The organism is Cupriavidus sp. D39, from assembly GCF_026627925.1.
Lineage (GTDB): Bacteria > Pseudomonadota > Gammaproteobacteria > Burkholderiales > Burkholderiaceae > Cupriavidus > Cupriavidus ulmosensis.
On the sequence record NZ_JAPNLE010000009.1, the window covers coordinates 4,649,779 to 4,676,266 of the forward strand.

Sequence of the window (26,488 nt, forward strand, 5' to 3'; positions counted from 1 at the left end):
ATGTCCGCTCTCCAGCTTGTCGTCGAGTCGCTGCCCGTGCTGCTGCAGGGCATGCTGCTCACCATCAAGTTCGCGCTGCTGTCGATGGTCTTCGGACTGGTGATCGGCACCGCGGTGGCGCTCATGGGCATCAGCCACCGGCGCGTGCTGGAGGCCATCGCGCGGGTCTATGTGAGCATCATGCGCGGCACGCCGCTGCTGGTGCAGATCTTCGTGGTGTATTACGGCTTGCCGGGCATCGGCATCGCCATGGAACCCACGCCGGCGGGCGTGTTGACGCTGAGCCTGAACGTGGGCGCCTATCTCTCCGAGAGCATGCGCGGCGCCATCCTCGGCATCCCGCGCGGGCAGTGGCTGGCCGCCTATAGCCTGGGACTGACGCAAGGCCAGACCCTGCGCTATGTGGTGGGCCCGCAGGCGCTGCGGCTGGCGGTGCCGAGCCTGTCGAACAGCCTGATCAGCCTGATCAAGGACACCTCGCTGGTATCGGTGATCACCGTGACCGAGTTGCTGCGCACGGCGCAGGAGGTGATTGCCGCGACCTACCAGCCGCTGCCGCTCTATGTCGCGGTGGCCGCGATCTACTGGATGCTCAGCACGGCGCTGGCGCAGGTGCAGCGGAAGCTGGAGCGGCGCTTGTCGTTGCCGGGGCGGCACTAGGCCGCACCGGGCCCTATCGCAGCGCCAAACGAAGCCGCCGAACGAAGCCGCCGAACAGGCCAAAGCCGCGCGCAATGACGACGGCTGTCTCTCCCTCTCCCCCGGCTTGCTCTCCCACAAATGACAGAGGGGTGCAAACCAACGCATATCGGCACCACGCAGAAAGCAGAAAGCCAGCCGGTGTGGCTGGCTTTCTTGCGTTGCTGCTTCACTGCGCCGCGCTCAACCCTGCGCGATCCGCTGCTCGATATGCGCGAGCGCTTCCTCCACCTGATCCACCAGGATCAGGCAAAGGTCGCCCGGCTGCAGGTGCGACAGCGCGGTGTCGATGGCGAGGAATTCCCCGCGGATCTCCTCCACTGCGCTGGCGCGCGTCGCGCCCTCCAGGCCTGCGCGCAGCAGGGCCAGCACTTCGCCGTCCTCGCGTCCGCGCTGGCACTGGTCCTGGTACAGGATCACTTCGTCGAACACGCCACCGAGGATTTCGGTCTGGCGGCGGATATCGACGTCGCGGCGGTCGCCCGCGCCGCTGATCACCACCGAGCGGCGCTTGGCCGGCATGCCTTCGATGGCGTTGCACAGCGCCTGGATCGCATCCGGGTTGTGGCCGTAGTCGGCGATCAGCGTCGCGCCCTTGTGGTCGAACACGTTGAAGCGTCCGGGGGCGGTGGCCGCGTCGTTGACAAAGGTCGCCAGGCTGCGGCGGATCACTTCCCAGTCGATGCCGAGCGCCCATGCCGCCGCGGTGGCGGACATGGCGTTCTCGACCTGGAACCCGATCGAGCCGCCGCGCGTCAGCGGAATGCTCGACAGCGCGATGCGCACCTGGTTCTCGCCTTCGGCGGCCACGATATGGCCATCCTCGACGTACACCACGCGCTTGCCCTGCGCGCAGTGCGTGGCCATCACGGGGTTGTTGAGGTCGGCCGCGAAGAAGGTCACGGCGCCGGGGCAGGCGTCGGCCATGCGCACCACCATGGGGTCCGCGGCATTGAGCACGGCCATGCCGTGCGGTGCCACGTTCTGCACGATGACGCTCTTCAGCACGGCCAGGTCTTCCACGGTGCTGATGTAGGACAGCCCGAGGTGGTCGCCTTCGCCCACGTTGGTGACCACGGCCACGTCGCAGCGATCGAAGGCCAGGCCCTCGCGCAGCAGGCCGCCGCGCGCGGTCTCGAACACGGCGGCGTCCACGTCGGGATGCATCAGTACATTGCGGGCGCTGCGCGGGCCGCTGCAGTCGCCGGTATCGATGCGCTCGCCCTTGACGTAGACACCGTCGGTGCCGGTCATGCCGATGCGCAGGCCGCTGCCGGCTAGCAGGTGGGCAATCAGGCGGACCGTGGTGGTCTTGCCGTTGGTGCCGGAGACCGCCACCACGGGGATGCGGCCATCGTCGCCGTCGGCGAACATCGTGGAGATGATGGCCTCGCCCACCGCACGGCCCTTGCCGTAGGAGGGCTGCAGGTGCATGCGCAGGCCCGGCGCGGCATTGACTTCGACGATGCCGCCGGCCTGTTCCTCGAACGGCTTGAGCACGGTCTCGCAGACCGCGTCGACGCCGCAGATGTCCAGGCCGACCATGCGCGCGGCCGCCACGGCGCGGGCGGCCATGTCGGGGTGCACATCGTCGGTGACGTCTGTCGCGCTGCCGCCGGTGGACAGGTTGGCGTTATTGCGCAGCACCACGCGGGTGCCCTTGGGCGGCACCGCATCCGCGGTGAGATGCTGCTTGGCCAGCGTGGCCAGCGCGATATCGTCAAAGCGGATCTTGGTCAGCGAGGTGGCGTGTCCCTCGCCGCGGCGCGGGTCGCGGTTCACTTCCTCGACCAGTTGGCGCACGGTGTGCTTGCCATCGCCGGTGACCTGGGGCGGATCGCGGCGTGCCGCGGCGACCAGGTGGTTGCCCACCACCAGCAGGCGGAAATCGTGGCCGGGAATATAGCGCTCGACGATCACGTCGGAGCTGATCTCGGCGGCCACTTCATAGGCGGCGATGACTTCCTCGCGAGTGCGGATGCGTACCGCCACGCCCTTGCCCTGGTTGCCATCGCGCGGCTTGACCACCACCGGCGCATCGATCTCCTGCGCGACGGCCCAGGCTTCGTCGGGGTCCGAGACGGAGCGGCCCATCGGCACCGGCACGCCGGCGGCGTGCAGCAGCTTCTTGGTGAGTTCCTTGTCTTGCGCGATCGATTCCGAGACCGCACTGGTCATGTCGGTCTCGGCGGCCTGGATGCGGCGTTGCTTGCTGCCCCAGCCGAACTGCACCATGCTGCCTTGCGTCAGGCGGCGATACGGAATGCCGCGTGCCACGCCCGCGTAGACGATGGAGCCGGTGCTCGGCCCCAGGCGCACGTCTTCATCGAGCTCGCGCAGGCGATGCAGCGCATCGGCCAGGTCGAACGGCATGTCGTCGCGCGCGGCGCGGCACAGCGTGGCGGCAAGCTCCAGCGCCAGCCGGCCGACTTCTTCCTCGCTGTACTGCACCACCACCTGGTAGGTGCCGGGTTCGACGGTGGGCGCGGTGCGGCTGAAGCTGACCGGGCAGCCGGCCTCCGCCTGCAGGCGCATGGCCGCGCATTCCAGCGCGTGCGCCAGCGACACCACGCCTTCGTTGTCATCGGGCCGCAGCGGGCCAACCTCGGGAAAGCGCGCGCGCAGGCGCTCTTCAAAACCGGGCAGCTGAGCCAGCGTATGGGCCTCGTCGGAGCACGAAACGATGGCTTCGATGGCGGTGTGGCGGCACCACAGGTTAGGGCCGCGCAGGGCCCGGATACGTGAGACTTCCATGAAATCAGTTTCCTTCCGGATCAGGCGCGGCGGCCCGGTTGGCCCATCCACTGGTGCACCAGGTCGACCGTCGGCAGGGTCGTCGCCTCATCGCATTGCAGGACCAGCAGGTCGCCGGCCACTACTTGCGCGAGTGCGGCCTCGATCGCCTGGCGGCGCGAGCCCTCGTCGATGATCTTGGTGACGCGGCGGCCTTCGTACAGGCCCTGCTTGAGCAGCGCGCGTGCCTCGGTGTCCGGCAGCGTGCGCTTGACCGAGGTGTCCTCGCACAGGAAGACGCGGTCGAATGCAGCGCCCAGCACCTTGCCTTGCTTGACCATGTCTTCGTCGCGGCGCGGCGCGCCGGCGCCGTACACCACCACGCGGCGCTCGCTCGGGAAGCGTTCCAGCGATGCCACCAGCGCTTCCAGCGCGGGCGCATTGTGGGCGTCGTCGATCACCACGATGGCGCCGTTGCGCTCGAACAGCGTGAAGCGTCCGGGCACATCCACCTGGCCCACATCGAACGTCACCACGCCAGCGCGGATCAGGTCGTTGGAGATGCCCAGCGCCCAGCCGGTGGCCACCGCCGCCAGCACGTTCTCGACCTGGAAGGCCACGCGGCCCGCATAGGTGAGCGGGATCGCGGCCACATCGGTCAGCGGCACCTCGCGGCTGCCGGTGGCGAGCACCACCTTGCCGTCGCGCACGTAGACCGCGCGGCGCCCCGCCGCGCGATGCGCGGCAATGGCGGGCAGGTCGGTCGTCAGGCCGAAGAAGATCACGTCGCCATCGCACAGCTCCGCCATCTCGACCACCAGCGGGTCGCGCGCGTTGAGGACCGCCACACCGCCGTCCAGCACCACGTCGACTTGCGTGCGCAGCACGTTGTACATCTTCTCGACTTCTTCGACGTAATACTGGCCGAGGTGGTCGGGCACATCGATATTGGTCACCACGCCAACCTGGCAACGGTCGTAGGCGAGGCCTTCGGACAGGATGGCGCCGCTGTCGTTCTCGAGCACGGCGGCATCCACCGCGCGGTTCATCAGGATGCGGCGGGCCGCGTCCCAGTTGGCGCGGTCGCCGCCCTGGACCTGGCGGCGGTCGAGGTAAAGGCCGTCGCTGCACGCCAGGCCGGTGTGCTTGCCGGAGAGTTGCAGCAGGCGCGCCACCAGCTTGGCCACCACGGTCTTGCCGTTGGTGCCGGTGATGCCGACCACCGGGATGCGGCCGTTGTCGTCGCCTTCGCCAGCCGGGAACAGGTGATCCACCACGGCACGGCCCACCGGGCGGGCTTCGCCGTTGGAGGGCTTCAGGTGCATCAGCAGGCCAGGGCCGGCATTGACCTCGACGATGGCGCCGCGCTGCTCGGCGAGCGGGCGCGAGATGTCCTGGGCCACCAGGTCGACCCCGGCAATGTCCAGGCCCACCACGCGCGCAGCCAGCGAGGCATGCGCGGCCACGCTCGGGTGCACGCGGTCGGTGACGTCGAAGGCCACGTTGCCATTGCGCTGGATCAGCACATGCTTGCCCTCGGGCGGCACGGAAAGCGCCTCAAAGCCTTGGCGCTTGAGTTCCAGGCGCGCGGCCGAATCCAGCCGCACCTTGTTGAGCGGGTGGTCTTCGGTGCTGCCGCGGCGCGGGTCGGAATTGATCTGCGACTCGATCAGCTCGTCGATGGTCGACTTGCCGTCGCCGGTGACGCTGGCCGTCTCGCCCATGGCGGCGGCCACCAGGCGGCCGCCCACCACCAGCAGGCGGTGTTCATTGCCCAGTACGAAGCGCTCGACGATGACGCCGCTGCCTTCGTCGATGGCCACGCCATAGGCGGTCTCGACTTCTTCGCGCGTGGTCAGGTTGGTGAATACCCCGCGGCCGTGGTTGCCGTCATAGGGCTTGACCACCACCGGCAGGCCGATGTCCTCGGCGGCGTCCCAGGCGTCGGCGGCACTTTCCACCAGCCGGCCTTCGGGCACGGGCACGCCGCAGGATTCCAGCAGGCTCTTGGTCAGGTCCTTGTCGCGCGAGATGCTCTCGGCGATGGCGGCGGTGCGGTCGGTCTCGGCGGTCCAGATGCGGCGCTGGCGGCTGCCATAGCCGAGTTGCACCAGGTTGCCCTCGGACAGGCGCAGAGCCGGGATGTCGCGGTCGTCGGCAGCGTCGACGATGCAGGCGGTGCTCGGGCCCAGGCAATGCTCGTCCACCATGCGGCGCAGGTGGTCCACCGTCTCCTGGACGTCGTAGGGACGGTCTTCGATGGCCGCCATCACCAGGTCGCGGGCGGCGAACAGAGCGGCGCGGGTGACGTCCTCGTGCCAGGCCCGCACGATCACCTTGTAGACACCCCGGATCGGGGTCTCGCGTGCCTTGCCGAAGCCGCCGGGCATGCCGGCGAGGTTCTGCAGCTCAAGCGTGACGTGTTCCAGGATGTGGCCAGGCCACGTGCCTTCCTTGAGCCGCTGCAGGAAGCCGCCGCGCTCGCCAATACTGCAGCGATGCTCGACCAGCGAGGGCAACCATGCCGACAGACGCTCGTAGAACCCCGGAATCGTGTTGGAGGGAAAATCCTCCAGTTCCCCGATATCGACCCACGCCTCCAGCACAGGCCGATATGTCCACATATTCGGGCCGCGCAGCGACATGACATCGAAAATCTCAATGTCCTTCTTTTTCATTGATTTAGCTTGAGGCAGTGGGCGAGTGCCCGAGAAATAGAAGCCTAACCTTTCAGTAACGTTACAACGGTCAGCCGGTTGACTTTCTTGATTAAAAAGCGATTGTGCAGTGCATCATGGGCGCCCGTGTGTTTGGCCTTATGTATACTGCGGGCAAATCGGCGGGCCGCCAGGGCGCGCCCGCACTAAATTGTTTCAAGTTATGTCCATAGCCCAAGGACGCAGCATGCCGTACCAACGATGACCCAACCTTCCTTGCCCGTGATTGACAGCGACGCCCAGAACGAGCCGTGGCGTAACGAACTCGGCACCCGCCTGCAACCTGGCGAAGCCGTCCTTGCCTGGCTCGAAGTCGACCTTGACGCAAAGCTGCATTTTACCCAAGGCTGGGTACTTGTGACGGATCGTCGCTTGCTGGCGCGCATGCCTGGGCAAAAAGACTGGCAGGAATGGGTGATCCAGCCCGGATTATCGCTGCATCACGCCGATCACGCGGGGGTCGGCACGCTGGAGCTGCAGGATAGTGGGCGATTGCTGGCAAGCTGGCGCTACACGCTCGGCCACAACCCGGCCGCGTTGCGCCTGATCGACCAGTTCCATGCGCAGCGCGACCTGTCGGCCTCGGGCCGGGCGGGGCTGCCGGATATCGATGCCGAGGCGGTCTGTCCGACCTGCAAGGCGCCGCTGCCCCCGGACGACGATCAATGTCCGCAATGCAGCCGTGACCTGGAAACCCCGCCCTCGACCTGGGCGCTGTTGCGCCTGTGGCGCTTCGCCAGGCCGTACCGCTTCCAGTTGCTGGCCGGCTTCCTGCTGACGCTGCTGTCCACAGCCGCTACGCTGGTGCCGCCGTACCTGACCATGCCGTTGATGGACAACGTGCTGATTCCTTACCAGAACGGCCTGCCCATCGACTACAGCCGGGTCAAGCTGTACCTGGCCGGCCTGCTGGGCGCGGCGCTGGTGGCGTGGAGCCTTGGCTGGGCGCGTACCTATCTGCTGGCGCGGGTGTCCGAGCGGATCGGCGCGGACCTGCGCACCACCACCTACGAGCACCTGCTGCGGCTGTCGCTGGAGTACTTCGGCGGCAAGCGCACAGGCGACCTGATGGCCCGCATCGGCTCGGAAAGCGATCGCATCTGCGTGTTTCTGTCGCTACATCTGCTGGATTTCGCCACCGACGTGCTGATGATCGTGATGACGGCGGCCATCCTGATTTCCATCAATCCGTGGCTGGCGCTGGTCACCCTGGTGCCGCTGCCGTTCATCGCGTGGATGATCCACCTGGTGCGCGACCGGCTGCGCCACGGCTTCGAGAAGATCGACCGGATCTGGTCGGAGATCACCAACGTGCTTGCCGACACCATCCCGGGCATCCGCGTGGTCAAGGCGTTCGCGCAGGAAAAGCGCGAGGTGGAGCGCTTTCGCGAGGCCAACCGGCACAACCTGGCGATCAACGACCGGGTCAATGCGGTGTGGTCGCTGTTCACCCCGACCGTCACGCTGCTGACCGAGATCGGCTTGCTGGTGGTGTGGATCTTCGGCATCTGGCAGGTCTCGCACAACGCGATCACGGTCGGCGTGCTGGTGGCCTTCCTCACCTATATCAGCCGCTTCTACACGCGCCTGGACTCGATGAGCCGCATCGTCTCGGTCACGCAGAAGGCCGCCGCCGGCGCCAAGCGCATCTTCGACATCCTCGATCACGTGTCCAGCGTGCCGGAGCCCACGCGGCCGGTGCACCTGGAGCGTGTCGAGGGCGCCATCGAGCTGCGCGACCTGGGCTTTCGCTACGGCAACCGTGCCGTGATCCGCGGGCTCAACCTGTCGATCGCGCCGGGCGAGATGATTGGCCTGGTGGGACACAGCGGGTCGGGCAAGAGCACGCTGGTCAACCTGATCTGCCGCTTCTACGATGTCTCCGAAGGCGCGATCCGGCTGGATGGCGTCGATATCCGCTCGCTGCCGGTATCGGAGTTCCGCAGCCATATCGGGCTGGTGCTGCAGGAGCCGTTCCTGTTCTTTGGCACGATTGCCGAGAACATCGCCTACGGCAAGCCGGGCGCCACGCGCGAAGAGATCATCTCTGCGGCGCGGGCTGCCCATGCGCATGAATTCATCCTGCGCCTGCCGCACGGCTACGACTCGCTGGTGGGCGAGCGCGGGCAAGCGCTGTCCGGCGGCGAGCGCCAGCGCATCTCCATCGCCCGCGCGCTGCTGATCAACCCGCGCATCCTGATCATGGACGAGGCCACCTCGTCCGTGGATACGACCACGGAGAAGGAAATCCAGAAGGCGCTGGATAACCTGGTGCAGGGCCGCACCACCATCGCCATCGCCCACCGCTTGTCCACGCTGCGCAAGGCGGACCGCCTGGTGGTGATGGACCGTGGGCAGATCGTGGAAGTCGGCAACCACGATGAGTTGCTGGCGCGCGAAGGCGCCTATTACAAGCTTTACCAGGCGCAGGCCCGCAATGTCGACGCCGACGCGGATCTCGCCTCCGCCGAAGCGCTCAACGTGCAATAAGGATGGGAGCTCACATGCAGCAAGTCGATTTCAAGCTCTCCCGCAATGCCCTTGGGCGCCTGGTGATGACCACGGCGGATGGCGTTGCGCATGATGGCGTCGTTCCCGTTCGCGCGTTTCCCATCGCCGCGCCCGACGATGGCGTCGGCCTGGTCAGCACCGATGGCCGCGAACTGGCCTGGCTGCCCCGCCTGGATACCTTGCCCGCCCCCGTGCGCGAGATGATCGAGGCCGAACTGGCCAGCCGCGAATTCATGCCTGAGATCCGCCGCATCCGCTCGGTGTCCACCTACGCCACCCCCAGCACCTGGGAGGTGGAGACGGATCGTGGCCTCACCTCGCTGGTGTTGCGCGGCGAGGAAGACATCCGCCGCCTCGCCGGCTCCACGCTGCTGATCTCCGACAGCCACGGCATTCACTACCTGGTGCGCAACCTGACCAGCCTGGACAAGGGAAGCCGCAAGATCCTCGATCGCTTTCTCTGATCTGCACCTCAGAGCTGCACCTCAGAGCTTGCCGGTGAAGATCACCCCGACCTGGCGGTCGGGGTGCATCGCAAACAGGTAGAGCTGGCCGGGCGTGGGCAAGCTATGCGTGGTGGTGGGGTCGTAGTAGGCGATGCCGGTCATCGGCGTGTTCGCGTAGCGGCAGGTCGGGCCGCTCAACTGCAGGGTGACGTTGTAGACCTTGCCTTGGCGCCGCGGCGTGGCGGTCCCCGTCAAGCTGCAGCCTGAGCCGCTGCCATCGAGCGTGAAGTTGCCGTTGGCGTCGATGACCAGCCGTACGCCGCCCGCGGTGATCCCGCTGGTGTCGATGACGTTCGACGTGCCGTAATAAGTCCCCTTCAAGCCGTCGGTGGTCGCGATGAAGTTGTAGTCGGTGCTGTAGGTGGCGTTAACGACCGAGTTCCTCCCGTTGCGGTAGGTGACCTGCGCCTGGATCGACTTGCCTGGCACATAGGCCGCCATCAGGTTCGCCGCAGTCAGGCTGTAGCCCGCCGCCTCCTGGTTGAAATCCAGCCCGTTGTTGTTCGTGGTCAGCGCGCCACTCCCCGAGCTGTAGTTGCCGGTCAGCACCCCGGTCGATACGTCCGGTATGCCCGCCATGGCGTAGAACGCGTAATAGACGTTCTCGTCCAGCACCAGGATGTTGAACCGTTCGTTGGCGGCGGAGGTGCCGATGTAGAAGCCGGAGCCGAGCGCGATGGTGTCGGGCGCCGCCGGAATCACCGGCGTCGTCGGATCCGTGGGTGTCGTCGACGTGGTGGCGGGAGGGTGCGCACGATTGCCAGTCCACCACCGTTGTCGCCCGATCCGCCGCAGCCTGCGAGGGCCAGCGCAATGCTTGCAGCCCCAATGCGTCTCTTCATCTGTACTTTGCCCGTTCCTGTGCGCAGGGGCGCCTCTAGCGCCGCTTTTCGGTTGCCAAAAAAATGTCGACTGTAACAGATGATTACAATTTGCTGATGACCTTGGCGACACATGCCCGAGTGCGCAAAAAGACGCCCGCACAAGAGTGGGCGGGCGCTGGAGGGCAACGGACGCGGGCCTCGAAGGTCCGCGTCGGGAAGACCGCCTCTGCAGCGGCAGCCAGTGGGGATGATGCAGGCGTGAGGGCGTTATGTGAATCAGACAACTCTTAATTTGGCCGATATTGCCCTGCTTTCCTGCAATTTTTCTGGGGGTAGTGAGGAGGCATGCGCCGCCCTCATTATCTAAGCCGGAAAAGAAAACCCCGAGGATGGGAATCCTCGGGGTTTTTGGTAGTCCCGGAAATAACCGGAACTGAATATTGGTGGGCCGGCGTCAATCGAATAGTTGCCGGAAAGTGGCCATGGTGGCTGATTTTGGCTTCTGACTGGTCAAAGTTACCCCCAAAGTTACCCCCAGACTAGGCACGCTGCCCCTCCCGCGAGGTTCAGTGCGACGAGCGCCAGCCAGTCGAAAGATTGGTGTTGGCCGGTGTTGCGTGGACGCTGCGGCGGCACGCTGGAAAAGCTAGCTGCAAAAACGCTTGGTGACATTGGTGACAGGGTAGGGAATCGACCGGAAAGCCATGCCTGTCAATGGTTTCAGTGTCACCAACTACCTTTGTGTTTTTTGGTGACACACATATATTTTGGTGACAAAGTTGGTGACAGCGCCAAATCTGCAACGGTGGCATAAGGCTTTGCAGGCCATTTCTTCCCGCAAACCCGCTTGGCGCGGTGATATTTGCTTTTCGGTGTCGATTGTGCTTTGCCGGTAGAGGGTCGCCCTCTTCTGGGGCTGGGTCTACTCGCGCTCTTCCGGGACGCGGCGCGATGAGAATCGCCCCGTGCCGCCGCCCAACCGGCGCGGGATGCACTTGTTACAATCGGCCTCGCGGGGCCTAGGGCGGCCACCCGAACGCCGGATACCTTCACCGGCTGGCCTCGCATCCTCTGAAGGCGCATGGAGGGTGCGACATTGGATGAGACAGCGAGCCAGCAAATGGCTTGTTTCGATAGCTTTGCTGAGGAGCAACGGCGGCGCGTGGAAGAGGCTTGCGCGCGAATTGCGGAGATCGATAACCATTCGACCACGCGTATGCAGGACTGGATACTCGCGCATGGTTTCAATCGATCATTCGATGAATATCTTGCCGAAGCGCACGCTAGCCGAGGTCGGGCCGTTACGGAGCTGCGTAGCGCTGATCCACTGGGGATGGGAGGACCTTCGTTCTTTGCTGCGGAAATGAGTCGACAGCTTGGCGGCGCGGCTTTTCACGAAGTACAAGCGCGGATTGAATTTGACGCGCTACGCTTCAAAGCGCAAATGCGCACGGTCGCGGACTTCTCAAACAAATATCACAACCAATTGGCCGCAGTAGCGGGCTGGTCCAACGAGTATGGCGCGTTGGCTGCCACAGCGGCGAAACTGCCCGCTTGGCCAAGCCTGCAGGCTGACGCCTCTGCCATCCTGGATCGCCTTAAAGCTGACACATTAGCGCTGCCTTCGATGGACCAGGCAATCAATGCTTTATTGGGGCGCGAGGCCATCAAGGGAGCAAGCATTGCCGCATTGGGGCTTGGCAGCTATGGCCCGGCTATCCTTCGCCTGCCGCGTGTTTCGGGGCGTGACGATGCAGAGGACGCGGGGGAACGCCGTGCGCAAGCGGTGCGCCAGGCTATCCAGGATGTTGAGTCAACCCCAGTGCGCGACGAGCCTCCAGATGCTTCCCTTCGGCGTCGCGTGGAATGGTCTGCCGTGCAAATGGAGGTTCGCAAGTGTGGACATCTCGGCCCGGTTCTGGCGCTCAAGGGCAAGGGGAATCTGACGGAAGATGAGCTTTGGCGGGTTCTTAGCCAAGCTGATGCCATGTTGCGGCAACTGGATTCCTCGGCGCCTGGTGTTGCCCCCCGTCCCGATAGTGAGCTTGCCTTGGGCCGCGCTGGTGACGCTGGTAAGAGGCATCCGCGCGACCGGGCGGCAGCAGCGCGGGCAGCAAGAGCAATGAAGCTACGCGGTTATCTTGCGCGCATTGCGGCCGATGAGCGGAAGGGAGTTGCCATCATGGGGAGGGACTATGCCGCCAAGCTGGCGGCCGAGTTGTGCTTGACGGCATCCTATGTCCGCGATCTGCGCACCCAACACTTGAAGGGAAAAACGCCAAATCCTGGCAAGGACAAAGACGAAGAAAGCGAGGCTACTGTCATGTCACAGTAGCCGCGTTCTACAGCTTCAAACGTGGTTTCTGTCGGATGGGCTTTCAGTAGCCGCGTTTCGCTCCCTAGCATATGGCACATGCCGCGACGAACAAGGATGCTCGGTGACGCGGCGGTGAAACTCACTGTGAGGCCATATGCAAAGCACACCCGTCGCCAATGCCACCCCTGCTGGTGGCCCCCTCTGGAGACTCCCTACCGTCACGGATAAAACGGGGCTCTCGCGCTCGGAAATCTATCGCCGTATCGCCCGCCAGGAGTTCCCGGCCGGCGTCCGCCTGGGCGCGCGCTCTCGTGCATGGCGGGCGTCCGAGGTAGAAGCATGGATTGCGGCTCTCCCGGCGGCGGTATGACAATGGCTCGCCCGAACACCTCCAGCGCCATTGCATTAGTCCAGTTGCGCGGCGGCGTGCCCGTTACCGACTCCCTATCAATCGCGCGTGAGTTTGGCGTTCGCCATGACAACGTGCTGCGTTCGCTTGATTCACTGATTTCGGACGGCACAATCAGCCACCTCAGTTTTGAGTTGGCTGAATACCTGGATGAGCAGGGCAAGCCACGGCGAGCAATCCAGCTAACCGAGCGCGGCGCTCTGATTGCCATGCCGTTCATCGGTGGCCGCAACTCGCGCTCTGGACAGGTGCGGTTAGTCGATGCCTTCCTGGCACTGCGTCAGCAACTGACCGAGCCTAAGTCGGTCGGCTGGAGCACAGCGCGTGGCGAGGTTGCCGCCAACTATGCCGTTGTCTCCCAAATGCTGGCCATGCGCCGCGAAATGGAAGGCAAAGGCACGAGGTCCCACCACTACGCGAATGAGGCTCGGCTGATCAACAGTGCTTTCAGTGGCAAACCCGATCCGATAGACCGCGCCGCGCTAAGCGCGCCCGAGCTGCACATCCTGCGTCGCCTTGAGGTAAAGGCTTCGGCGCTGATCGGCATGGGCCTATGCTACGAAGAACGCAAGGCGGCGCTTCTTGCTTATGGTGCCGAGCTGCGCGGCCAAAAGGCTGGCCGCTTGGCGGGCGGTGGACATGAAAACCCCGAGATGATCGCAGCCGCAGCCAATCGGGCGTGCGATTGGGCGGCGGGGGCTGCGGCCGCGTCTGGTGAGGGTGAGGCACGCCATGATGACGCGTAACGGAAATAACGGAAAGCCTGATGCCGCCCAGCATTCGATTGCTACGCTTCGCCATGGGGAAGTGGACCGCTATGGGAATGTTCGCCTGCGTCACGTAAGCGCCTACCTGGTCAATGCCACGTACCAGGTGAAAGTGCCGGTGAGTCGTCGGATGCTGTGCAAGGGCATTGAGGGCGGTAGACGTGCTGAAGCCGAGCGCGCCCGCCTGCTTGCCGGCCTGCGCCGGGGGCGCTCGATAGCCTCGCTGCAGCTCGCGTGCATAGCATCCAGGACGTACCGTGCCGCGTGCTTGAGCTGCGGGCGCTAGGTCACAAAATCACCACGCGCCTGGAGTGGCGCGTTACAGCGGATGGCAAGCGCCACAATGTGGCGGTCTATACGCTGGAGGGCGGGGCATGATGTGTTTCCGCCTGCGCCTGTTGGCCATGGCCGCCGCCCTGACGCTGGCCCGTTGCGGCCCTGAGCCCCTTGCCCTGGTACTGGCCTCGCAGGCGTCGCCGGCGTGGGCTTTCGCCACGGCGGCCAGCTCGCGCTATACTGTGCGTGCTGTCGAGACAACGATAGCCGGGTTTGGCGACTCGGTACTACAGGCGGACGGACCGCCTCAACTGGCGGTATTTTTTCGTCCGGCCATTGCGTCTCCTATGGGGCGGCATGGTGGGAGGGGTTCGCCCCTGCCGGGCACCTGTAGCCGGTTCGCCAACCTGCCATTGCCGCCCCACCCGTTTGGCGACGGAGGGCGGTTCCTACCTCTACAGGAGCCTGCCATGCGTGCTAGTGCCTCTGCTCGTCCCGAGCAAACCCAACTCCCTGAAATCCTCGCTATCGTCCGCACCGCGCTGCGTGATGCCGTTTCCGCACCTACTGATCGCGAATCGCTCGATGTAGCCGGCGCTGCCCTGGTGGCCGTCGCTGACCGTGTGCGTGCCCTGCAAGCGGAGGTGCGTCATGCGTAACAGCACCGCCTCCGATCCTTTCGCCGTCACCATGCGCCAATTCAAGGCGTTGGCCGATTTCATGCTTGATCCAGACGGCGATGCATTCGACACGCTGCCCGCGCTCTGCAAGGCGGAGCTGTCTCTGACGTTCAACCGGCTCAGTGCCGAACTTGTGCACCTGGCTGTGCAAGGGAGCCGCGCCATGTGTAAGCAGCATCAAGACACCCGAGAGGGCCTGCGCGAAACTGCGGAGACGGCAGAGCACGTGTGCATCGTAGCGATGGATTGCTTCACAGGCCTGACAGCGATCTGCGAGGCCATCATTCGTCTGGCATCCGTCAAACACAAGCCCGACAACTTGGATGCTATCGAAGGGCTTGCCCGCCTAGGCGCGCGTATGGCCGACGAGACTCACAATGACGTGGACCTGCACCGGGACGAGTTCCAGGCGCGGTGGCGCAAGCTTGTTGGAGAGCCGAGCCATGTCTAAATCACCGGAAGCGCTCCACCACCGCTCGATCACGCGATATGGCGTTACGGCGCATCGTGCGGGAGACGACACGGTACTTTCAAACCGCGCGCTGCTTTCGGAGCCCGTGGATATGGCCGTAGGCAGGGCTGAGCAGCTTCACGCGCTCCTGACGATGACTCGTGGCGAGGGCTTCGAATACTTCACCAGGCTGGACAAGCCCCTGCAAGAGGCGTTGCTGACCCTTGCCTCTGGCCTAGCGCTAGAGGTTCAGCTCTTGAGCGAACTGCAATCCGCGCCAAGAACAGGGGAGGCGTGCCATGTGTGAATCATGCGAATGCCGCACGTGCCAGGCGCGCGAGCGAATGAGTCAGGCTCAGGCCGTCTTGGGAGACGTAGCAAAGGGAAAGGTGTCGAATGCGATTAGTGCCCTGCATGGGATTCGCTGGGCCGCTGGCTATGCACAATCTGAGGATGATATAGACGCCTTCTTGTGTCTGCTCGATGCCGTGCTGCCTCGCGTCGGTGCAGAACTAGAGATAGTGCACAGTGCATTGGGCGGCACGCCTGTTGGCTACTTTGCACACGCGAAGAGGGGGACGACGATGCGCGCCAGGTCTGATGTCGTTGGCCGCTGTCTGAATGATCTGTTCCCCTGGCCTACAGCCGGGATCATCAACACGGAGGATAAGGCGTGACCACTACTACTCGAACGAAGACGGCCACTGTGCCGGCCATCAAGCGCGCGCCGAGCTTCTGCGTCGCCTTTCCTTTGGAACTGCAATGGGCCGTCGATCTTGGCGTTGGCGCAGCGGAAGAAATGCTGCCCTACTTGGGTCGATTGCGATTGCATGAGCTTATGCGCGACTCGGCGCAGCAACTTAAGCGAGCCTTGCTCAGTGGTGCCAAGTTGGTGCCGGAGCCGCCCGATGAGCGGCTGATAGCGGCGTCCGTAGATGCGTACATGGCTGGCCTGGTCGGACGGATTCAGCAGCACCTCATTGCGGGCATGGGCCTGCCCACCGACGAGGAAGCGCAGGACGCGCCTAGCGTCCACTAAGCGCCAATACCGATGAAATGCAAACCCGTGCTGGCTCCACCAAGAGCTGGCGGGGCGCACTCGCGCCCAAAATCTGTAGAGGTAGCCTAATGCAACGTGAGCACACCCCGGAAAAGATACGCGCCGCCCTGGCCTGTATCCCGGCCGATGACCGCGAGCTGTGGGTTCGAATGGGCATGGCCCTCAAGAACGAGTACGGCGACGAAGGCTGGCCGCTCTTCAAAGAGTGGAGCGAGTCAGCGGCGAACTACGAAGCCGCGGCCGCCGCCGCAACTTGGAAGAGCTGCAAGGCTTCGGGAGGCGTGGGCCTTGGGACGCTGTGGCGCGAAGCCATGGGGCGCGGCTTCGATCCTAAGCGGTTTGGGCCGGCACCTGCCTTGTCGAAAGAAGAGACGGCGCGCCGCGATGCCGAACGCAAACAACGTGAGTTGAGTGACAAAGCAAAGCAGGCGGACGGGCAGCGCCAGGCCGCTGCCAAGGCCGTGGAGTTGTGGGAGGCCGCGTCCGAGTCGGGTAGTTCGACCTATCTGAAGCGCAAGGGTGTGGAGGCCTACGGCCTGCGCTTCGGCAAGGGCTGCATCCTGGTGCCGGTGCGTGACGCAGCGGGCCAACTGTGGAACCTGCAGCGGATCTACGGCAAACCCCTGCGCGACGGCAACGACAAGATCTTTTGAAGGGTGGGCGCGTGTCGGGCTGCTATCACCTGATCGGCACGCCGGATGCGACGGGGTGGCTGCTGGTGGCCGAGGGATATGCCACGGCCGCGACGTTGCACCAGGTGTGCGGCTTGCCGGTGGTGGTGGCCTTCAATGCGTCGAATCTGCGGCACGTGGCAGAAACCATGCGGCAGCTCTTCCCGGATGTGCAACTGCTAATCTGCGCCGACGATGACCGGGCCACCGAAGCGGAGACGGGCAAGAATCCGGGGCTGCTGGCGGCCAAGGATGCTGCGCGGCGGGCACGTGGTCAGATGGTGGCGCCGGCAGGCTTGCCGGAGGGCGGCAGCGACTTTAACGACCTGGCCCGCGCTTCTGGAACTGAGCAGGTGCGCCAGCAGCTTGAGGCCGCCATGCGGCCGGTGCCTTCGGCTGTGCCTGCAGCGGACGGGACTGATAAGGCTGCGGCAAGCCATCGGACTGCCGCTACGCGCGACGCAAAGGTGCAGGGTGGGGGTGAGGTGGCCACCACCAAGACGAAAGCGCCTAAGGCCGCTAAATCGGCCCGGCCGGCTGGCCGCCCATGGTTCGATGTGGATGCCAAAGGGGTTTGGTATCACGGCTTTAGCGACCAGGGCGACCTGTTGCCGCCGTACTGGGTCTGTTCGCGGCTCGATGTCGAGGCCAAGACCCGCGACGAACACAATGGCGAGTGGGGTTTTCTCCTGGTGGCCAACGATGCCGATGGCCACCCGAAGCAATGGGCGATGCCGGCGCGCATGTTGGCCGGCGATGGCACGGAATACCGGGCGACATTGCTTTCCATGGGCGTCAACATCGCACCTGGTTCGAAGGCAAAGAACCTGCTGACAACGTACATCCAGACGGCCGCGACGGAAACACGGGCGCGCTGCACGGATCGCATCGGCTGGCATGGGAGCGCGTTTGTCTTGCCGGATCGCACCATAGGGGAGGCAGAGGGCGAGCGTGTGCTGTTCCAGTCGGCTGCGGGCGTTGTATCGCAGTTCAAGCAACGTGGCACGCTCGATGAGTGGAAAACGCAGGTTGCGGCTGCGTGCGTCGGTAACACGCGGTTGACCTTCTGTGCCTCTGCGGCGTTCGCGGCGCCGCTCCTGCATTATGCGGGCTTGCAGTCGGGCGGCTTTCACCTGGTAGGGGACAGCTCCAGCGGCAAGACAACGGGCCTGCGCGTCGCGGCCTCAGTGTTTGGGGGGCGTGACTATGCGCGGAGCTGGCGTGCGACTGACAACGCCTTAGAACTGACCGCTGCGCAGCATTCGGATGCGCTGCTCATTCTGGATGAGATTGGCCAGGTCGATCCGAAAATTATCGGGGATACGGTCTACATGCTGGCCAACGAGGCCGGCAAGGGGCGCGCCACGCGCACTGCCACGGCGCGGCCGGCGCTCACGTGGCGACTGCTGTTCTTGTCCGACGGCGAGATCAAGCTATCCGATCACATGGCCGAGGCCGGCAAGGTGGCGAAGTCGGGGCAAGAGATCCGCCTGGCCAACATCCCGGCCGATGCAGGTAAGGGCCTGGGCGTGTTTGAAGACCTTTGCGGGTTCGTCTCGGGCAAGGCCTTGTCCGATCACCTGCAAGAGGCTACGCGAAGCTACTACGGCACGGCGGGCATGGGGTTCATTGAATGGGCGGTGGCCAACCAAGCCGAGCTTGCGGAGGCCTTGCGGGAGGGTGTTAGCGCCCTGGTGAGTGATTGGGTGGCGGGCGGCGCTCATGGCCAGGTGTTTCGCGTGGCGTCGCGATTTGCGCTGGTGGGGGTGGCCGGCGAGCTGTCCACCAGTGCGGGTTTGACTGGCTGGCCGGCGGGCTGGGCCACATCTGCGGCACGGGCTTGCTTTGACGCGTGGCTGACCGAGCGCGGCGGGGCAGGCAGCGGCGAGCATAAGTCAATGGTTCGGCAGGTACGCAGCTTTCTGGAACTGCATGGGGATGCGCGCTTTACCTGGGTGAATCGTGCTGCGGATGATCACAAGCCCAATACGATGAATCGCGCGGGATACAAGCGCCTGGTAACGGGCAGTGGAACACCGATCAACACGAATACTGACTACCTGCGCGAGTTTGGCGACAAGATGAGCCCTGAGGCGGCGGAGGCTTCGGCGTGCGAGTACTTCATCCAGCCCGAAGTGTGGCGCAGGGAGGTATGCAAGGGATATGACCCGAAGGCAGTGGCTGCGCTGTTGATGGCGATGGACGTACTGCAGCACGAAGAAAAGAGCGGCCGACCGGATAAGCTGATGCGAATACCCGGTGTGGGGCGAACGCGCGTGTATTGCATTTCCTCGGGGCTCTTCGAGATGGATACATGAAACCTGTTCGTACCGAGGATGACTATCGGGGCGGACGCATCTCCGCCTGCGATGGCTAGCTGCAATCAAACAAGACAGATAGACAGAATATTCCGGCGGTTAGAAACGCTACTGTTCCGCCAAGATCGTTCAGCGCGATTTTCGAGATATTACTGCTTTTCATCCTTTTGACCCCAAAGTGCCGATCCCGCAGTGTGAGGGAAGAGCAACCGCCTCTCCAGGACAGTTTCCTTCTCAGGCGCGGCAATCCACACCACTCGTCGCACAGCGCGGAGGGACGCCAGAGGGACGCGACGTACAATACCAGCCTCACCACTTGCCAGTAAGAACAAACATGCCCGCTTCCGCAGTAGTCGCGGCCAGTACAGTCGCCACGGCCAGCGTAGCCGCGCCCGCGCTTGGGGATAGTATCGCAAGCGGCCTATGGTCATTTGCTGGTGGCGTTCTCGCGGCCTTCGTAGCTTTCGGAGTCGCGTGGTACCAGCAGAGAGCGCAGAGCGACCGTGAGCGCCTCAAGATGGCTGCGGACTCCGCAGGCTCGCATATGGCGAATGTTGCCTTCGACAAGTACGTCGCGTTCTGCGAGTCATATGTGGAAGGCTCTGATAGGGCCTTGGCTACCATCACCGCACATGGCCCCACTGAGAAGGTCTTGGCGGATGCTTATGAACTAGCATGCATCCGGCGCAAGTGGGCTCTCTGGATTCCGGCGGACACAGATGGGAAGTTGCAGAAGTTCGAGAAGGCGCTGAGGGAAATTGGCGCTTCTGCTCACTACATTGAGGTAACCCGTGCCGATCCGAAAGCGGCAGCGAGGGAAGAAATGATTGACCGGATGTATCGCAGCTTTTATGCGGTGGTCGGTCTTGGAGAATGGAAGGGGAGAAGGTCAACGATGAGGCTGCGCACACGAGTCTGATTCTCTGGCTGCGGCGAGTCTTGGGCACGGAGCAATTCGACACGCTCCGGAAGGCAGTAATCGCCCGGGCGGTGGCGGAGTTCAGTGCGTCACAGCAATAGGGGCAGCCTACCTAGCGTCCTGCCGTCAACAGGCAGCGCCATTCCGAGGCCCGGTAAGGCTCCGCGCCCGTCAGGCTGCCTGGCGGGACGCGAGGGCGCGCGGAAGGGCCGATTTTTCTGGGTCGGTCGCCGTGACGGTGAACGGCGCATCAATCCGCCTGACCGCAGGGCACGATCCTGTGGAAGAATGTGGCGGTTCGGCTTAGCTCACATACCAGATGCCCACCCCACCCATTCTGCAGACTAGTAGCAGCCCAAGCGTCGCACCGCGTGGCGAGCCCCCGTCAGTGCTGGGCGCTTCCACCGTCCAGCAGGGGACACGGCCTGAGTCCAAGCACGACTACGGGTCTTCAGAGTGGGCAATGGTGTACGTAACCATCGTGCTAACAGTCGCAACTATTGGGCTGGCCATCTACACCGCTCGGCTCTTCAGGGCCACGGTTCGCCTCGCGGAAGACGCCAAGACGAACTCCGAACGTCAGGGCAATCTCGAGCGACCGTGGCTATGTGTCGAACACATCCACATCGTTCGGCGCGAGGGTGCGCCGATTCGGCCAGAGTTGCTTAACAACTGGTATGCGAGCTTGAAGTGGAAGAATGTTGGCCGCTCACCAGCTCGCATCGAGTCTTGCGTAGTGAAGATCGAGGACAAGACAACACTTCCCGAACAGCCCAGCTACGAAAACGCATCGCCGCTTGTTCACGTGGCTACGTTGGCCGTTGGAGAGAACTTTGAGACCAATCAGGTAGGCCCACCAGTAGAACACGGCCACAGGGAGGGGGATGCGATCCAGTTCCTGTTCTATGGTGTATTGACCTACACGTCTCTTGGTGGGGAGCGTTATCGCACTGGATTTGCGGTTGACGTTTCCCCGAATCTTCCAGCAGCGGGCTTCGACTCGCGCGCACACTACACCTTTTACGAGTAGCGACCTGGGCCCGTTGCCATCGAGCCAAACAAAAGGCCGCGCGGCCCTTGCCAGGTACGCGCGGCTCTCGCTACAGCATCAAACGCCGGCCGCCAAACAGCATTGCTTGCGGCGTGGCAGCTAGGCATTGCGGCGAGAACTTCCTCAGCGCGACTCGATAGGGGAATGATGCGTGCGTGTCCGTTCTTGGTCAGCGGCAGGTGCGCCGTTTGCCGCTCCAAGTCGATGTGCGCCCAGGTGAGGTTGATGAGTTCCCTTCACGGCCGATCTGAGTCGCTGAGCAGCACGCTGAAGCGACGGTAGCGCCCGCAGCAGGCCGCAAGGCTCGCAGCTCGATGCCGACCAGGTGGTGACGCCCTGCGTCCCGCTCAGGCGGGCCGTGATGGCCAGCAGCGTGAGCGCCTGGCGGTGCGGCGGTGGCGGCCTGGTGGAGGCTCTATGCACGCGGCGGCCGGCAAGCCGTTGGCCAGCTCCAAGGCACGCGTGCCAGCGATGTGGCCATGTCTCGATGCCGGCGGCCTGCCGCCCGGCGCGGCAGCGCCCTCCACCATCACGATAGATCCGGCGGTGGATCAGCGGCAACGCCCGCAGCGGGCCGCAGGCTTCTCCCTCGATGCCGACCAGGTGGAGGCCCCCTGCGGTCGCTCAAACGAGCGGTGATGGCCTGCGGCGTGAGCGCCTGGCGGTGCGGCGGTGGCGGCCTGGTGGAGGCTCTATTCGCGCGGCGGCCGGTGAGCTACTGGCTAGCTCCAAGACATGCGTGCCGGCGACGTGCCCACCTCCCGATGCCAGTGGCCAGCCGCCCGGCGCGGCAGCGCCGTCCACCATCACGATAGATCGGGCGGTGAAGCAACGGCAACGCCTGCAGCGGGCCGCAGGCTCGCCCCTCGATGCCGACCAGGTGGTGTCGCCCCATGCCCCGCTCATGAGTGCCGTGGTGGCCTGCAGCGTGAGCGCCTGGCGGTGCGGCGGTGGCGGCCTGGCGGAGGCCCTGTTCGCGCGGCAGAATGGACCGGCTGAGTCTAGCTCCAATAGGTTGGGGGGGCGGCGGTGAGGCTTTGTAGGGTAGTGTGTTGAAAATATCTGAATGATCGCCGCGATGGGTTATCTCGGCATTTTGGTACTCGCAGTCGCCCGGGATGCGTTGATTTACTGTCAGGCCTGGTGCCACTTGTCACCAGCGTCACCAGCTCGGGACCCGCGTCACCAGCCGTTTTTGGTGACGCGCAAACCGTTGATTTAGAGCGGCTGGCGGTACTTATCCACAGGGTGTCACCACTGTCACCATGTTTTCAAAATGACTTCCAAGTTGATCGGCGGAATTGTGTGGGGATCTCGCTTAGTTGATCAGAAAATGTGAATGGCATCTAGCAGTGGCGATCCACACCTCCGGTCCTAGGCGGGAGTACCCCTCCGGGTGCGGCTTGGCGCACGCGGGTCCTTCCGGGGTCCGATCTCATGGGGGTCATTCGCACCGCAATCGTTTTCTAGATGAAAGACCCCTTAGGGTGAGTTAATTACCGACCGGTAGATAGACCACGATTAGCGTGCGGTGGCGGAGTAGGCGGGCATCCCCGTTATTGGGAAAAATACGTTCTGGCCATTAGTTACTATTCGTGTGAGTAAGACTGCACATGCATAAAGGCGCGTGCAAATAGCTCCTGTAGTTGGGGCGGCGGCACTGACAGAAAGGCGCAAGCTACAGGTGCAAATGCCTCGATCACGTCAACGGCAGTTGGAAAAGCGACGCCTGGGCGGGCCAGCCGAAGAAGTTCTTCCATGGCGCTCACATCCTGTTGCGGGATGCTAGGGTCTAGCGAGTGGCCAAAGCGATTTCGGATCCTATTCAATTGAATAATGCCTGGCCGAACAGTTGCGGCGCTCGCTTGCTTGGCTGGCAGGAGCTTGGCCTTTTGGGCGAATGTGAGCCGCAACTCAGCCAGATCCGTGATGCCAAGATGCCCTTCGAGATACCTATCTAGGAAGTTCTCTATGACCAGGTGCGACCGCAATACGCGTCCAATCGCATCGTGGTCAGCCTTGGCCAGCTCCAGATAGCGAGCATTGTGTTTGTTGAAGTCGTCCTCGATGGCGGCCCAATGGGGTTTTAACTCTTCCAGGACCCGCTCTATGCCATCTATGTCTTTCATGTCGTCGCTCTCCGCTATTGGCTGTTGCTGCTGAATCGCTTTCTCTGCAAGAGCTGATCGTGCTAAGCGGCCTGATCGCCTTCAAATCGAAGGATCTGCGCTCCGCGTTTGATCCCTTCTAAATAGTCAGCCCAGCGTTGCATCATCTCGCGTCGCTGCGGCAGGTGGGCAGTGCGGTTGTAGGCGCGGCCAAGCGGATCTTTGACGGCGTGCGCGAGCTGCGCCTCAATGATGGCCGGCGGGAAGGCTAGCACTTCGTCCAGTATGGTGCGCGCCATGGCACGGAAACCGTGGCCCGTCATGGTTTCGTTGTCGTAGCCCATGCGCCGTAGGCCGGCGTTGATGGTGTTGTCGCTCATGGGGCGGCTCGGCGAGCGAACGCCAGGCAGCACATAACGGCCGGTGCCGGTCAGGGCGTGCAGCTCGCGGAGGATGGCAACCGCTTGACTCGGTAACGGCACGATGTGTGCCGCGCCCTCGGCCTTGCCTTGCTTGGTCCGCTTCATACGGCCAGCTGGAATTTCCCAAGTGGCTCCGTCCAGGTCGAACTCAGGCCACTCCGCCAGGCGCAGTTCGCCGGGACGCTGGAATAGCAGTGGTGCGAGCTTGAGCGCACAGGCTACGGGGAAGGTCCCGGTATAGCCGTCGATGGCCCGCAGCAACTCGCCCACCTTGGCCGGCTCGGTGATCGCCGCGAAGTGCCGCTTCTGTACTGGCGGCAGGGCGCCGCGCAGGTCGGCGGTGATATCTCGCTCGGCTCGGCCGGTGGCCACCGCGTAGCGCATCGCCTGGCCGATGTTGTCGCGTAGGCGGTGAGCGGTTTCCAGGGTGCCGCGGCGCTCCACCCGCCGCAGCACTTCCAGCACATCGGCCGGCTTGAGATCGGCCGTAGGCTTGCCGCCAATCCAGGGGAAGGCGTTGGCTTCCAGGCGGCGCAGGATCCTCACGCCGTGGCTGGCTGACCAGGTGCTCGCGTACTTTGCGTGCCACTCGCGCGCGACCAGCTCGAAGCTGTTGGCCTCTCGCGGCGCTTTGGTGCTCTTGGCCGCCTTGCGGTGGGCGCTGGGGTCGATGCCATCAGCCAGCCGCCGCCGGGCCTCGTCGCGGCGCTCGCGGGCTTCACGCAAACCCACCTCGGGGTACGTGCCAAGGGAAAGCATCTTTTCCTTACCCCCAAGCCGGTACTTGAGCCGCCACCACTTGCCGCCGCTGGGGGCAATCCACAGCAACAGGCCGTCAGCGTCATACAGCTTGACGGGCTTCTCGCCTGGCTTGGCGTTCTTGATGGCAGTGTCGGTGAGTGGCATTTGGGGGTAACTATTTTGGGGGTAACAAGCTACCCCGAAAGTTACCCCCAAAATGCTCGGGCTGTAAAGAAATGCCCCGGTACCGTATGGGACGCTAAATCCCGAGAAACCAAAGAAAAAGCCCGGATATACCGGGCTTTTGGAATGTCCAGGATTAACCTGAAACTAGTATTTGGTGGAGCCGGCGGGAATCGAACCCGCGTCCGCAAGCCCTCCACAGAGAGTTCTACATACTTAGTCCTGTCATTTGATTTAACCGGTGCATCGCGGACGGACACGCTCTACAACGGCGAGTCACTAAATTTTCGTCCCTAGGTCCGTGACATACTCAGGGCTTATCTGGCGTTAATGACCTCGCGTAGTCTTGCGACTCTAGCCCGCCAGCGAGCCAGTGCGAGGACGGCCGCAATTAAGCGGCCAGTGCGTAACGTTCGTCGTTAGCAGTTATTGCATTCCCATTGATTAACGAGGTGACGGGTCCTCGGTATGCCCTCCACTGCTTTGTAACCCACGTCGAAACCAGGTCGGCCCCTGCGTGAACTGTGTGAACAGTGTCAAGAAGGCAGATTGTACTCCGTTGGCGGCTCCAGGTGTCAATGACTGCGGGCCGCCTCCAGCGTCAGGGATGCCCGACAGGTGCCAGCAGCGCGATCAGCTCGCTGGGATGGCGCACCAGATAGTCGGCACCCCATGCCTCGGGCGGCTCGCCGTCACCGCAGTAGCCGTAGGCAGCGGTGATCGTGATCATGCCGGCGGCCTTGCCGGCCTGGATGTCGCGCACGTCGTCGCCAACATACACGCAGCGCCCGGGCGCCACGCCGCTGACTTCGGCGGCATGCAGCAGCGGCGCGGGGTGGGGCTTGGCGTGCGCCGTGGTGTCGCCGCTGACCACGGCCGAGGCGCGCGGCGCCAGCCCGATGGCGGCGACCAGCGGCGCGGTGAAGCGCGTGATCTTGTTGGTGACGATGCCCCAGCGGATGCCGGCGGTTTCCAGCGCGTCCAGCACCTCGGCCATGCCGTCGAACAGGCGCGTATGCACCGCGATGTCGGCCTCGTAGTAATCGAGGAAGGTATCGCGCAGCGCGGGGAACTCAGGATCGGCCGGACTCTTGCCGAAGGCGGCGCCGATCAGGCCGCGCGCGCCGTGCGAGGCGACCGGGCGGAGTTTCTCGTAGTCCACGGGCGGCCGGCCGTGCTCGGTGACGAGCCGGTTGGCCGCCGCGGCCAGGTCAGGGGCGGTGTCGGCGAGGGTGCCGTCGAGATCGAAGAAGACTGCGTCGTAGGTGTGCATGTTCAGGCCGGCCGGCGAAATGCCATCATATAGTTCACATCGGTGTCCCGGCCCAGCGAGTAGACCTGGGTCAGCGGGTTGTAGGTCATGCCGCGCATCTCGACCAGCTCGAGCCCCGTGTTGCGGGCGTAGCGAGCGAGTTCGGATGGCGTGATGAACCTGTCGTAGTCATGCGTGCCGCGCGGCAGCATCTTGAGCACGTATTCGGCGCCGACCACGGCCAGCAGGTAGGCCTTGAGGTTGCGATTGATGGTGGAGCAGAACACGTATCCGCCAGGGCGCACCAGCGTAGCGCAGGCACGCACGATCGATTGCGGGTCCGGTACGTGCTCGAGCATCTCCATGCAGGTCACCACATCGACGCTGGCGGGCATGCGAGCCGCCAGGGCTTCGGCAGCGATTTCCTCGTAGGTGACGGACACGCCTGATTCCAGGCTATGCAGGTCGGCCACCTTCAGTGCCTTGGTGGACAGGTCGATCCCGCGCACCGTGGCGCCGGTGCGCGCCATGCTCTCGGCCAGGATGCCGCCACCGCAGCCGATGTCGACCACGTCCTTGCCCTTGAGGCTGGCGATGCCGTCGATCCAGCCGAGCCGCAGGGGATTGAGCTCGTGCAGCGGCTTGAACTCGCTTTCCGGGTCCCACCAGCGATGGGCCAGCTCGCTGAACTTGTCGATTTCGCGCGCGTCGGCGTTCTTGCCGATCAAGGTGGTTTCAACGGTCGGATGAAGCGGGGAGGATATCTGCGTCATGGAGTTTGGCGCGCCACCAGGGCGGCGGCGTGAAGGCGGAGGATATGCAGCGACTGTATCAAAAAAGCCCAGCTTGCGCTGGGCTTTTTTCATCGGAAAG

General features: G+C 64.0%; 23 protein-coding genes, 1 other RNA gene and 2 pseudogenes. 17 read left to right on the plus strand and 9 right to left on the minus strand.

The genetic code is table 11. The features are described 5' to 3' along the window. The gene (locus tag OMK73_RS33735) at window positions 1–660 is read left to right on the plus strand and encodes an amino acid ABC transporter permease (RefSeq protein ID WP_267605838.1); all 660 of its coding nucleotides are present in this window, start codon (window positions 1–3) and stop codon (window positions 658–660) included. Window positions 661–882: 222 nt separating this feature from the next. Here OMK73_RS33735 and cphA (OMK73_RS33740) read toward each other — a convergent pair whose 3' ends face one another. Both cphA (OMK73_RS33740) and cphA (OMK73_RS33745) read right to left on the minus strand, forming a co-directional pair. Next, window positions 883–3,453, minus strand: coding sequence for a cyanophycin synthetase (gene cphA / locus OMK73_RS33740; RefSeq protein ID WP_267605839.1), 2,571 nt, complete (start codon window positions 3,451–3,453; stop codon window positions 883–885). 20 nt (window positions 3,454–3,473) lie between these two features. Continuing rightward, window positions 3,474–6,110: a cyanophycin synthetase gene (gene cphA / locus OMK73_RS33745; RefSeq protein WP_267605840.1), complete on the minus strand. Its 2,637-nt coding sequence runs from the start codon at window positions 6,108–6,110 to the stop codon at window positions 3,474–3,476. A gap of 240 nt (window positions 6,111–6,350) precedes the next feature. Between cphA (OMK73_RS33745) and OMK73_RS33750 the strand changes: the two genes are divergently transcribed. Then, a complete protein-coding gene (locus tag OMK73_RS33750; RefSeq protein WP_267605841.1) occupies window positions 6,351–8,639 on the plus strand; it encodes an ABC transporter ATP-binding protein in 2,289 nt (762 codons plus the stop codon). Between the two features lie 14 nt (window positions 8,640–8,653). Next, window positions 8,654–9,124 (plus strand): DUF1854 domain-containing protein, encoded by a 471-nt coding sequence (locus OMK73_RS33755; protein WP_267605842.1) that lies wholly within the window; start codon window positions 8,654–8,656, stop codon window positions 9,122–9,124. 21 nt (window positions 9,125–9,145) lie between these two features. On the opposite strand, the gene OMK73_RS33760 is transcribed toward OMK73_RS33755, so the two are convergent. Beyond that, window positions 9,146–9,868, minus strand: a complete 723-nt coding sequence (locus tag OMK73_RS33760; RefSeq protein WP_267605843.1) for a hypothetical protein — start codon at window positions 9,866–9,868, stop codon at window positions 9,146–9,148. Between the two features lie 1,218 nt (window positions 9,869–11,086). On the opposite strand from OMK73_RS33760, the gene OMK73_RS33765 reads away from it, so the two are divergent. The 10 genes and pseudogenes from OMK73_RS33765 (at window position 11,087) to OMK73_RS33810 (ending at window position 16,603) form a co-directional block, all read left to right on the plus strand. Beyond that, window positions 11,087–12,325: a hypothetical protein gene (locus OMK73_RS33765; protein WP_267605844.1), complete on the plus strand. Its 1,239-nt coding sequence runs from the start codon at window positions 11,087–11,089 to the stop codon at window positions 12,323–12,325. Between the two features lie 136 nt (window positions 12,326–12,461). After that, on the plus strand, window positions 12,462–12,677 hold the full coding sequence (locus OMK73_RS33770; RefSeq protein ID WP_267605845.1) for a helix-turn-helix transcriptional regulator: 216 nt from the start codon (window positions 12,462–12,464) through the stop codon (window positions 12,675–12,677). Window positions 12,678–12,679: 2 nt separating this feature from the next. Next, window positions 12,680–13,462 carry a Rha family transcriptional regulator gene (locus OMK73_RS33775; RefSeq protein ID WP_267605846.1) on the plus strand — a complete coding sequence of 261 codons (783 nt, stop codon included), beginning with the start codon at window positions 12,680–12,682 and terminating at the stop codon, window positions 13,460–13,462. A gap of 237 nt (window positions 13,463–13,699) precedes the next feature. Beyond that, a pseudogene (locus OMK73_RS33780) lies at window positions 13,700–13,861 on the plus strand (helix-turn-helix domain-containing protein); the annotation flags it as partial. Window positions 13,862–14,229: 368 nt separating this feature from the next. Continuing rightward, on the plus strand, window positions 14,230–14,418 hold the full coding sequence (locus OMK73_RS33785) for a hypothetical protein (protein ID WP_267605847.1): 189 nt from the start codon (window positions 14,230–14,232) through the stop codon (window positions 14,416–14,418). Then, complete coding sequence (locus OMK73_RS33790) at window positions 14,411–14,890, plus strand: hypothetical protein (protein WP_267605848.1); 480 nt, start codon at window positions 14,411–14,413, stop codon at window positions 14,888–14,890. Before OMK73_RS33785 ends, OMK73_RS33790 begins: the two co-directional genes overlap by 8 nt. Continuing rightward, the gene (locus tag OMK73_RS33795; RefSeq protein ID WP_267605849.1) at window positions 14,883–15,197 is read left to right on the plus strand and encodes a hypothetical protein; all 315 of its coding nucleotides are present in this window, start codon (window positions 14,883–14,885) and stop codon (window positions 15,195–15,197) included. Before OMK73_RS33790 ends, OMK73_RS33795 begins: the two co-directional genes overlap by 8 nt. Window positions 15,198–15,234: 37 nt before the next feature. After that, entirely contained in the window at window positions 15,235–15,567 is a 333-nt protein-coding gene (locus OMK73_RS33800) for a hypothetical protein (protein WP_267605850.1), read from the plus strand. A 29-nt stretch (window positions 15,568–15,596) separates the two neighbouring features. Beyond that, window positions 15,597–15,929: a hypothetical protein gene (locus tag OMK73_RS33805; RefSeq protein ID WP_267605851.1), complete on the plus strand. Its 333-nt coding sequence runs from the start codon at window positions 15,597–15,599 to the stop codon at window positions 15,927–15,929. Window positions 15,930–16,099: 170 nt separating this feature from the next. Beyond that, window positions 16,100–16,603: a PriCT-2 domain-containing protein gene (locus OMK73_RS33810; protein WP_267605852.1), complete on the plus strand. Its 504-nt coding sequence runs from the start codon at window positions 16,100–16,102 to the stop codon at window positions 16,601–16,603. Between the two features lie 25 nt (window positions 16,604–16,628). Here the strand turns inward: OMK73_RS33810 and OMK73_RS33815 are convergent, their stop codons facing one another. Next, window positions 16,629–16,772, minus strand: coding sequence for a hypothetical protein (locus OMK73_RS33815; protein WP_267606660.1), 144 nt, complete (start codon window positions 16,770–16,772; stop codon window positions 16,629–16,631). Here OMK73_RS33815 and OMK73_RS33820 point away from each other — a divergent pair. From OMK73_RS33820 to OMK73_RS33835, 4 genes and pseudogenes are all read left to right on the plus strand, one after another. Beyond that, window positions 16,723–16,911 (plus strand): annotated as a pseudogene (locus OMK73_RS33820) (hypothetical protein); the annotation flags it as partial. The gene OMK73_RS33815 and the pseudogene OMK73_RS33820 sit on opposite strands and share 50 nt — an antisense overlap. A 195-nt stretch (window positions 16,912–17,106) precedes the next feature. Next, on the plus strand, window positions 17,107–18,939 hold the full coding sequence (locus OMK73_RS33825) for a DUF927 domain-containing protein (RefSeq protein WP_267606611.1): 1,833 nt from the start codon (window positions 17,107–17,109) through the stop codon (window positions 18,937–18,939). A 517-nt stretch (window positions 18,940–19,456) separates the two neighbouring features. Then, entirely contained in the window at window positions 19,457–19,858 is a 402-nt protein-coding gene (locus tag OMK73_RS33830) for a hypothetical protein (protein ID WP_267605853.1), read from the plus strand. Window positions 19,859–20,321: 463 nt separating this feature from the next. Further along, complete coding sequence (locus OMK73_RS33835; RefSeq protein ID WP_267605854.1) at window positions 20,322–20,888, plus strand: hypothetical protein; 567 nt, start codon at window positions 20,322–20,324, stop codon at window positions 20,886–20,888. Window positions 20,889–22,498: 1,610 nt separating this feature from the next. On the opposite strand, the gene OMK73_RS33840 is transcribed toward OMK73_RS33835, so the two are convergent. The 5 genes from OMK73_RS33840 to ubiG all read right to left on the minus strand — a co-directional run bounded on the left by OMK73_RS33840 (window position 22,499) and on the right by ubiG (window position 26,388). Next, complete coding sequence (locus OMK73_RS33840) at window positions 22,499–23,038, minus strand: hypothetical protein (protein WP_267605855.1); 540 nt, start codon at window positions 23,036–23,038, stop codon at window positions 22,499–22,501. A 62-nt stretch (window positions 23,039–23,100) separates the two neighbouring features. Then, window positions 23,101–24,345: a tyrosine-type recombinase/integrase gene (locus OMK73_RS33845; RefSeq protein WP_267605856.1), complete on the minus strand. Its 1,245-nt coding sequence runs from the start codon at window positions 24,343–24,345 to the stop codon at window positions 23,101–23,103. 173 nt (window positions 24,346–24,518) lie between these two features. Beyond that, window positions 24,519–24,877, minus strand: a transfer-messenger RNA (tmRNA) gene (ssrA, locus tag OMK73_RS33850). A gap of 87 nt (window positions 24,878–24,964) precedes the next feature. Beyond that, complete coding sequence (gph, locus tag OMK73_RS33855; RefSeq protein WP_267605857.1) at window positions 24,965–25,636, minus strand: phosphoglycolate phosphatase; 672 nt, start codon at window positions 25,634–25,636, stop codon at window positions 24,965–24,967. 2 nt (window positions 25,637–25,638) lie between these two features. Continuing rightward, window positions 25,639–26,388 carry a bifunctional 2-polyprenyl-6-hydroxyphenol methylase/3-demethylubiquinol 3-O-methyltransferase UbiG gene (gene ubiG, locus OMK73_RS33860; RefSeq protein WP_267605858.1) on the minus strand — a complete coding sequence of 250 codons (750 nt, stop codon included), beginning with the start codon at window positions 26,386–26,388 and terminating at the stop codon, window positions 25,639–25,641. Window positions 26,389–26,488 lie beyond the last annotated feature (100 nt).